The sequence below is a fragment of the Dellaglioa sp. CoH-57-MRSF-19 genome, assembly GCF_056781975.1.
The window spans coordinates 1-473 of the sequence record NZ_JBXAXW010000127.1 but is presented as its reverse complement, the minus strand read 5'-3'; the positions used below and the strand labels follow the sequence as shown (position 1 = coordinate 473).

Sequence of the window (473 nt, the reverse complement as noted above, 5' to 3'; positions counted from 1 at the left end):
ACGCTGGAGCGTGCTGGTTTCCGTACGGGCTACACGCGTCATTTCACGTATGCGCCGGACTACGCGCCCAACGATCCCCGGCAAGAAATGCAGCGTATCATGTTCCACTCGGCTTTTGGTGTGATCTTGCGGTATGACACGTACACGGATTCGGAGTCGTGTCGCATCAATTCCTGCAACTGGTGGGCTGCGTGGAAGCCGTTCGACGAAGAGTCGCGTCGCCGTGGTCGCACGTCCAGTGGCTCGTACCAATCGCTGGAACATCCGGAGTGGTATCGCGATGAGCGGTTCGACAACAAGTCTCCGGATGATCTGTTCTGGTTTGGCTACTGGGATGGCCGCGAGGGCGTGATGACCCACATCGATCGCCTGCTCGAAAACGGAACGCTGTTTGCCCAGTGGCCGCTGATGCGCCGCGCATGGGTCCCACTTTTCATCAGCAGCTACGACTGGAAGAGCGCTGAGTACAAGGA

1 protein-coding gene is annotated in these 473 nt (G+C 58.6%); it reads left to right on the top strand.

From position 1 onward, the window contains the following. Window positions 1-473: hypothetical protein (locus AC1RO3_RS08590; protein ID WP_481764016.1), on the top strand; the 473-nt coding region annotated here is incomplete at both ends.